Here is a 9,228-nt window from a genome sequence, read left to right as displayed (position 1 = left end):
CCTGGAACTAGACATCATGAAAAGCGCAAGGCGCCGCACAGCTCCGACAGGCATAAGACGGGGCGGCGAAGTGGCGTTCTTTGCCACGTAGCCGGTCTGACTTATGACCAGAGGAGTTGGCGCCTGGAGCTAGACAGTCAAAATGAAACATAACCATCAACCTACTTAATTTTCGACTTCACCTTCTAATTGCGGTGGATAACTAGCTTCTTTGTAATTAAATATAAACACTTTTGCATACTCATTGTCACCAATGTCGTCAAAGCTTACTTGTGTCAACACACCTTGATAATCTTTTATACCACGAACAGCATCTCTTACTTGTTCGCGTGTCGGCAATTTATTATTATTCACTTTAATTGCATTCTCGACACCTTTTAATACCACACCCATTGTGTCATAGCCGTAAACTGAGTATGCTTCTGCATCTCGATTATTTTTTTCTTTGTACCTCTCCATAAATTCTTTGCCAGCTTCTGATTTATTAGGATCTCCTGCTAGCGTAGTAATGTACGTATTTTTAATTGCATCTCCAGCAATTTCAACGAGTGTAGAAGAATCTAATCCATCTCCACCCATAATAGGGATATTAATACCTTTTTCGCGAGCTTGTTTTATTAATAGCCCGCCTTCTGCGTAGATTCCCCCAAAGTATACTAGATCTGGTTTCTTGGAAAGGATTTGGTTTAGAACTCCATTAAAATCTTTCTCTCCAAGCGTAATCCCTTCAAACCCAAGAATTTCAGCTCCTGCTTCTTCAGCACCTTTTTCAAAGGCTTTCGCAAGCCCGGTACCGTATGCTGTTTTATCTTGAACGATAAATATTTTCTTTGCTTTTAATGTGTTAACCGCATAATCAGCTCCTGCTGGACCTTGAGAATCATCTCGAGCAACGATACGATTTACTGTTTTTAATCCTCTATCCGTAACTTCTGTTGCTGAGTTGGCTGGTGAAACCATTGCAATACTGTATTTTTCATATACCTCTGAAGATGGGATAGCAACGCCTGAGTTGAAGTGACCGACAACTGCGAATATAGATTTATCTGCACCTATTAATTGAGCATTGGCCACTCCTTTTTTGGGATCAGCTTGGTCATCATAAGGTACAAGCTGTAACTCAAATCCCAATTCTTTAAACTTGTCCTTTTGGTCGTCTAATGCAAGCTGTGCACCTAGCTTAATTACTTCTCCAATTGCAGCACTACCTCCTGATAACGGTGTCTGAGTAGCGATTTTAATAATCGGTAAATCTTTTTCTCCACCCGTTTTGGCCTTACCACCGCAGCCCGCTAACATGCCTGCCACCAAACCTCCTGCTAACAATAAAGCTAAAGATTTTTTAAACTTCATGTTGTCCCCCCATTCTTCTTAATTGAAGTACAAGCCCCTGTATATATATATTAATCAGAAACAAGAATTAGGACAGATTATTCATTTTTATTTTCTAGGAATTTCGTTCCAGTCAAGCAAACAAGTGAGAAATACACAAATGAATGTTTGTTTCAGATTGATTCCAATGTAAGTCTGTGATTTTGAAAATAAATAAGGAAAAGCAAAACAGCTGAAAGAAAAGGAAATCCTTTTCTTTCAGCTGTTTTGCTTTTATAATCTGGGACTTGTGCGACATTCAGTTAGTATTAACGCAGTGTTTATCTTACACAACCGATTTCAACTTTTCTATTTATCATTTCTAATTGGATCAATCATTTACTGTTTTCTCCTTCTGAAAAGAACCCTAACTACCAGCAACACTTTGTCTCAATGTTTCCTGTTATTCTGCTTTTCATTTTTGGAATTTGAGATTGATTTCTACGATTTCAGCACGGCTACCGATTCTAAGAGGGGGTCCCCATGTACCAAAACCAGAAGTTACGATTGAGTGAAGTTGATCTTTTTTTAAATAGCCATAATGATTTTCAAAAATCAATCGAGTAATTAAATTAGCGGGGAATAGTTGACCTCTATGCGTATGTCCCGATAACAGCAAATCGATGCCACCGTCGCTTGCCTCGTCAAATTCAACGGGCTGATGGTCCATCATAATCAGTGGTTTGTTCTGGTCTAAATCGGCAACTAATGCTGTTGTTGTCATCCTACTCATTGCCGCCAGGTCTTTTCGACCAATGATGTAAAAGTCATTGGCAACGAGTGCTGTTTCGTCTGCTAGTACATGTATTCCGATTTTATCCATTTCGATGACTAATTGATCAACATCATTGCCATAATAATCATGATTCCCTGGTACCGCATAAACGCCAAGTGGTGCATGAAGTTTTCCTACTATTTTCCCCATCTCTTTATCCAGGTACGGAGCAATGTAGTCATCGATAATATCACCGGGAATTAAGATTAGATCAGGGCGCAATGCCTCAACCTCTGCAACTAAACGTTCAAGATGCTTTTCACCGACAATTTTCCCGAGATGAAGATCGGACACTACGACAATTTTTAACTCTTTTTCAGTTGCAGGCTTATCAATGGCCACCTCATACGTTGTGACAACGGGACTCAAAGCATTATACGAACCATAGATGAGCACAACAACAAAGAATAAGATCGTCCCTAATCCGAATTGAAAAATCCATTTCTTTTTCAATAGATAGACAGCGAGATTGATTAAGGGTAATACTAATAAACTATAGCCAAATAGAACGAGCCAAAATCCGCCGATGAATTGGATAGGTAACCATGACCAAAACCGTCCGATGAAAAAGGACATACTAAGTAGAACAATTAGCATAATATAAGTTTTCTTAAAGGCAGCGAATTGCGTCGTTTTCAGCCATACCCAGCCATTGTATCCGATATAAAAACATAAAAGTAAATAGATCACTAATGCGAGTAATATTAGTAAAATAGTTGTGAATGGCATCTGTTGTTTCCCCCACTTTATTACATCATTTATCGAACAAAGTAAGAGCGGAATGGTAACCGTCAAACTTGTTCCATTTCCCCGTCTCACTTTGCACAGTTATTTTTTAGCCATGCAGATCAATGACTTTTTTACGAGAGATAAGCCAAGTCCGCTTCCACCGCCTGAGGAACTACGTGCTATATCAACCATATAAAAACGATCAAATATAAAAGGAAGTTCACTTCCTGGAATTGTTGTGACACAAGACTAGTCTGCACATGGACGGCTTGATTGATCGTTTTCAGGCTATTTAGATTCGACCTCATTCATGTCATGTGAATATTTAATCGCGTAACGAATGATGTTTCGCCATACTTGTTCAAGTAAATCAACATCGGCCTGAATTATACAGTTTTGTAGATGATGGTCAATGTAGAGATTTTTGGTACTCTAAAGTGGTTCCGAGACTATGATTTTTATCGTAGTTGTTTATCTAAACGAAACTTTGATTACTGAAAAGGATAATTATCAGAATCAAGTGAAGCGAGTTTCAGTAAATGTTCACTCTGTTTCCAAAAGTGGAGTTTTCACTTTCATTTTTGACAATGCCAATGCCAATTCGAATTACCAACCCAAACCTTTTTATAGTTCCATTCTATCATAACGACTTTCTTCATTTTATTATTATGACCTGGTCGACTTAACTTATAAGAATTGCTCAATCCCGCTGGAGTGAAATACATTTGTAAAGGAATGCTTATATGAAATAATGTTCCGTTTCACCGGTTAAAGAAAAATGTGATTTAAAATTCAATTTCCTCAAACTTAATCCCATAGTGAAAGTAAACACACTCAAATCGAGAATAAGACTTAATTTCCGAACAGGCTTCATCGTCAACTTCTATAACATGTCATTCGCAAGAATAAGTGCCCCTATAACAAGAGTTGTCCTTCTATCCATCCCCCTGGTGTAGCGCAGCGAATTTTGACTCTTTCATTCTCGATCGAATCAGAGTTTACTTAGTAGTTGGAAGAGTATAAAGACGCAATAGACAAGCAGTTGAAATATAATCAAGCGTTATGCTGTTCTATAGTAAGTAATAAAACAAAGACTTGGGTGCCTCCATAAAGTTCCCAGATAATAATTTGTTGGACAGACAAACAATAAATAATCAGCTCTTTACATACATGGCTAATTTTAACCAACCAAAAATTTCCTCAATCATATTGTGGGTTGGGCTGTATGGTGATAGAAACACCAGTGTTAAAAACGACTTATGTTCATCCAAAAATGGCTGAATGAGTTTCGCCTGACGAATTCTTGCGCTATCTAAAATCATGGCAATGCGTTTGCCTTTATAGGTGGCCATCACTTTTTCGAGAATAGACAGAAATTCTATAGCCATATATTGCTCTTCTTGTACACAATATACCTCTCCTGTTTCGTAATCCAACGTGCCGAGTAATTAATCTGTTTTTTATCTTTATTGACTCTTATCGAACAATATTCCCCTTAACCCCTTCACCCTACGCACGATTTTTATACCGTCCATCGACAACCTCGTATAGGTTCGCTTGGAAGTTATGACGTCGGATCTTGCAAATGCACGATAGCCGCAACGCCTGTTGTATGTCCCATAGTTTTACCGCCCCTTTAAATGGCATACATTTCGCCAAAGTAAACTCCACCACCTGTTCGATGCTCGTCTAGCTCCTCTTACGTCACCGCATAAATTTCGGGATATAGCATAGCGTAACAGTAAAAATATTCAGCACTAACACATATTTTTATATTCAGAATTATTTCAACATGAAGTATTTTTCATTATTTAAGACTTTGATATTGATTTCAAACTCCCATATACAGTATCATAGAATTAATGATAGTCACGCTATCATTTTAAAAAAGGATTTATTACTTTATTACGGGGGGATTAGCTATGCCAGCAAAAAAACCTGCACAATGGAACGAAGAAGTTGATGTTGTTGTTTTAGGAACAGGTGGCGCTGCATTTGTATCAGCTATTTTAGCTGCTGATCAAGGCGCAAAAGTGATAATGCTAGAGAAAACACATCAGGTTGGGGGTACGACTGCTTTCTCCGGTGGAATACCATGGATTCCTATGAATCGTTACATGAAAGAAGCAGGTATCGAAGATAGTCGTGAAGCAGCTATTACGTTTATTAAACGCTTAACACTAGGTAGAGAACCAGATTCAAAACTAATTGACGTTTTTGTTGATAATGGACATGTAATGATTGATTACTTACATAAAAATACACCATTACGCTTTGAAATGCCTAAAGGCTATTCGGAATATTATGCTCATCTTCCAGAAGCCTTGCACAAAGGTACACGTTCTATGGATCCAGTGCCATTTGATTTAAATACTGTTGGCGAATGGGGTCCGCTTATCCGTCAAAATCCGGTTTTCCCTCCACTAACATTAGCTGAAGGCGGCGCGGTTGGTGGAATCGACTTCGGCAAACTTGCTGAGCGTATGGAAAATAATATTGTAACAATGGGTCGATCACTAATCGGGGCACTTTTAAAAGGTGCACTCGACCGTAAGATCGATATCAAACTTAAGACCCCAGGTAAAGAACTTGTACTAGATGACGAAGGCAATGTCATTGGTGTTGTTGCAGAAAATGAAGACGGAGAAAAAATCTACATTGGCGCTCGAAAAGGTGTCGTGCTCGCATCTGGCGGCTACGAATGGAACCAGGAATTAGTTAAAACATTCCTGAAAGGCCCAATCACTCATCCCATGTCACCTCCAGGTAATGATGGGGATGGGCTAATCATGGCTATGGAAGCTGGAGCCGCTCTTGGTAATATGAGTGAAGCTTGGTTCTATCCAACTATGCAGGATCCAACGTTCGAATATGAGGATCATATTATGAATCAAACAGGCGGCGGACGTTTTGGCCCGAATAGCATTATCGTGAACAAGTATGGTAAACGTTTTGTACACGAAGGCACAACATACAATGACATGCCTCGTGCAACCTTCGAATTCGATCCAGTTAAACTAGAATATCCGAACGAAGGACCTGTGTGGATGGTATTCGACCAGCAACTAAAAGATACAACTATGATCATTACTATGATGCCTGGTGAAGATGCCCCAGATTGGGTAGACCAAGCAGGTTCATTACGTGAGCTAGCTGAAAAAATCGGCGTAGATGCTGATGGCCTAGAAGCATCTGTTGCGCGTTGGAATGACAATTGTGAAAAAGGTGAAGATCCTGATTTCCATCGCGGTACTACTCACTTTGAAAACATTTTAGGCGGTGGCGGAAATGCTGCAGCCAACCTAGGGAAAATCGAAAAAGGTCCATTCTACGCTGTACCCGTGTATGCAGGTGCACTTGGCACGAACGGCGGTCCACGTATTAATGAAAAAGGCGAAGTAATGAGTCATCGTGGAAAAGCGATTAACGGTCTTTATGCAGCAGGTAACGCAGCAATGAGTATCTTAGGGCCGGTTTACCCGAGTGCTGGGGGTACAATTGGGCCAGGTATGACAATGGGCTATATCATCGGTAAAGAGGTCGGTGCAAAAACTGCACGCGAAATTTAATTTTACTTTGTAAGATATAATCGTTTACATTATTTAATCTTAACTAACAGGAAAAGTGAGTGTGACTTATTATGCCAAACGGAACACATACAATAGAACTTCAAGTACCAATTGAAAATATCTGGAGTCTTGTCAGCGATATGAATAAATGGGCACCTTTAGTACCCGGCTATATCGAGCATGATATTTCAAGTGAAAAACAATCCACTTGGAAGTTTAAAGGTGATTTGGGCTTCATGAAAAAAACAGTTAAACTGCAAATCGATATCCAAGAATGGATTGAGCCATCAAAAGTTACTTTTGATTTAAAAGGCCTGTCGGATAACTTTACTGGCGGTGGTTACTTTATAGCTGAAAAGATTACAGATTCCTCAACACGCATGACTGGTCACTTAGACATTTCAGCAGGTGGAATGATGGGTGCCATGGTTAACACCATTCTGAAAAACTTTGTACCTGAAACAGCACAACAACTAACTGAAGCAATCGGTGCAAAAATTAATGAAATCGAAAGCGTAAACGTTTAAGTAAAACAGCTATTCTAGGCGTAATAAAAAGGCTACACAAGATATTAATTATCCTGTGTAGCCTTTTTTGGTTTTAAATAGTCGAGGAATATATTTCTTACGATGATTGCCTGTTCAATAGGTAAAATGACAAGATCACCCTTCCTAACACTTTCAAAAAACGATAGCTTTCTTGTGAATAACCCAAATATATTAGAGATTGCCCCTAATGTTTCCTCGATGGAAAGATCCTGCCGAATCGATTGATCCTCTTTCCCCTGTTTTATAATTTCCGAAATAACGTTTACGATATTTGTATAAGCTTTATGATAATTCGCTATTTCTTCCATAGGTTCTTGTGAAAAAGCCTCATATATTTCAAACGCTTCCAATAGCTTCATACTATCCAATAGTTCTGGCTCTGAAATCCTAAGGTAATGATCAAGAAGCATTTCAAATTTTTGCAAGCAGTTCCCTCCACTCGCTAATATGCGCTCAAACATCGGCAGTCTGGCTTCTAATATGTCCACCATGACAGCAATGATAAGCTTATTTTTCTTAGGGAAATAACGAAAAACAGTTGCTACGCCAAGCTCCGCTTCATCTGCCACATCTTGCATTGTGGACCATTCGAATCCTTTACGCGAAAAAACCGTATAGGCAGCTTGTAAAATATGTTGTGATCGTCGCTCTTTAAATGTCATTTTTTAAGACCCCTTACTACTATTGATTAAAATTCAGCAAAATTAACTGTCACACTTCTATAAGTTACAGGATTAACGCTTCAATTTCTAATCAAGTGATTCAACAAATAACACGATGAGTAGCTTCAAATTATTAAACACTTACTTTCGGACATGAAGAACGAACTTCATCACAATACAATTAGAAAAGGTTTCCGTTTATACATTTACCTTTTCGTCTCTCTTAAGGACAGATATCATAACTATTAAGTCACCCCTATTTAATTATTATTGATTCTCACATAATTATACAAAGACATCCATTTAAAACGCAAAATGTATACCAGTCCAAGATATCCCGTTACTTTTACACGCATGTAATGAAATTGTAATCGAACTGCTGTTGTACTTACATACTCAGTTCTTTACTATTATCTATATAGTCATTGACACTTCAATGATTCATAGAAAAGGTGGCTGAAATACATAATGAGAAAAATTGCATGTTCACTACTTTTAGCAGGTTCTTTAGCATTCACAATGGCTACTAGTAATGTAGAAGCAAGCACACATAAAGTCCAAACTGGAGAATCGCTATGGGACATTTCAAAATCAAACCAGGTGTCCATTACCAATCTTAAAAAATGGAATAACTTAAAATCAGACTCACTCTATCCAAATCAAGTCTTACAAACATCAGCTAAGAAAACCAATTCAGCGTCTAGCAACGCTACAAAAAAGATCGGTACTTTTAAGGCAAAATCCAATGTCAATGTGCGTTCCGCTGCTGGTACAACTAATAAGATCGTTGCTAAGGTGAAAAAAGGGGCTACGTTAACAGTTTCACAGCAAAAAAAGTTGGGGAACGATGTCTGGTTTCATGTAAAGGTCAACAAAACATCCGGATGGATACTTAGTTCTCTTTTGACAAGTACAAACGAATCAACTTCTAAAACCTCAACTGCTTCCCAAAACGTTGTTGAACAGGCAATGAAGCTAAGATTTATACCCTATATATTTGGTGGAACGACAAAAAAAGGCTTTGACTGTAGTGGTTTTGTTCAATATGCTTTCAAACAATCAGGAAAAGACGTCTCGCGCACCACGCTTAGTCAATTTGCGCAATCGAAGAAAGTAGCCTCCCCCAAGCCAGGTGATTTGGTCTTTTTCCAAAATACATATCGTAAAGGCATTTCGCACGTTGGTATTTACATTGGCAATAATAAGTTCGTCCATGCTGGAGGTAAGCAATCACAAGTTACAAGCTTAAACAATAGCTATTGGAAATCAAAATTACATAGTTTTAAACGGCTGTAAGCAGGATCCTTCCTCATTTAAAGGACTGTGATTTTGAAATCTAATAACCACTACCAAAGGAGCTACATGAAAAGGAATTCCTTTTCATGTAGCTCCTTTTTGCATTTATAGTAATATACTATTTCCCTAATGGCTAGTTCCGGAAATTTTACGTAATCGCCTTTCACTTAAGGTAGGATTTTTTCAAAAATGATAGACCCACCTTGTTGCGAACTTTAAAATAAACTTTGTATCACGGTGGTAGTAAGTCGTTTCAGACGGTGCTATATCGCCTACTT

The 9,228-nt window shown here is 38.5% G+C and carries 7 protein-coding genes; 3 read left to right on the top strand and 4 right to left on the bottom strand.

Going from position 1 to position 9,228, the window contains the following annotated elements; genetic code table 11:
• Positions 1–165: 165 nt before the first annotated feature.
• The 3 genes from I2484_RS12745 to I2484_RS12735 all read right to left on the bottom strand — a co-directional run bounded on the left by I2484_RS12745 (position 166) and on the right by I2484_RS12735 (position 4,311).
• A complete protein-coding gene (locus I2484_RS12745; protein ID WP_207151414.1) occupies positions 166–1,353 on the bottom strand; it encodes a branched-chain amino acid ABC transporter substrate-binding protein in 1,188 nt (395 codons plus the stop codon).
• A 433-nt stretch (positions 1,354–1,786) separates the two neighbouring features.
• Complete coding sequence (locus I2484_RS12740; protein WP_207151413.1) at positions 1,787–2,875, bottom strand: metallophosphoesterase; 1,089 nt, start codon at positions 2,873–2,875, stop codon at positions 1,787–1,789.
• 1,154 nt (positions 2,876–4,029) lie between these two features.
• Complete coding sequence (locus I2484_RS12735; RefSeq protein ID WP_207151412.1) at positions 4,030–4,311, bottom strand: transposase; 282 nt, start codon at positions 4,309–4,311, stop codon at positions 4,030–4,032.
• Positions 4,312–4,797: 486 nt separating this feature from the next.
• On the opposite strand from I2484_RS12735, the gene I2484_RS12730 reads away from it, so the two are divergent.
• Both I2484_RS12730 and I2484_RS12725 read left to right on the top strand, forming a co-directional pair.
• Complete coding sequence (locus tag I2484_RS12730) at positions 4,798–6,444, top strand: FAD-binding protein (RefSeq protein WP_207151411.1); 1,647 nt, start codon at positions 4,798–4,800, stop codon at positions 6,442–6,444.
• Positions 6,445–6,515: 71 nt separating this feature from the next.
• A complete protein-coding gene (locus I2484_RS12725) occupies positions 6,516–6,971 on the top strand; it encodes an SRPBCC family protein (protein ID WP_207151410.1) in 456 nt (151 codons plus the stop codon).
• 44 nt (positions 6,972–7,015) lie between these two features.
• Here the strand turns inward: I2484_RS12725 and I2484_RS12720 are convergent, their stop codons facing one another.
• On the bottom strand, positions 7,016–7,654 hold the full coding sequence (locus tag I2484_RS12720; RefSeq protein WP_207151409.1) for a TetR/AcrR family transcriptional regulator: 639 nt from the start codon (positions 7,652–7,654) through the stop codon (positions 7,016–7,018).
• Between the two features lie 468 nt (positions 7,655–8,122).
• Here I2484_RS12720 and I2484_RS12715 point away from each other — a divergent pair, with 468 nt between their 5' ends.
• A complete protein-coding gene (locus I2484_RS12715) occupies positions 8,123–8,950 on the top strand; it encodes a C40 family peptidase (RefSeq protein ID WP_218628013.1) in 828 nt (275 codons plus the stop codon).
• The last annotated feature ends 278 nt before the right edge of the window (positions 8,951–9,228 follow it).

The sequence above is a fragment of the Sporosarcina sp. E16_8 genome, assembly GCF_017347095.1.
Classification (GTDB): domain Bacteria; phylum Bacillota; class Bacilli; order Bacillales_A; family Planococcaceae; genus Sporosarcina.
This window is presented reverse-complemented; position numbering and strand designations above follow the sequence as displayed.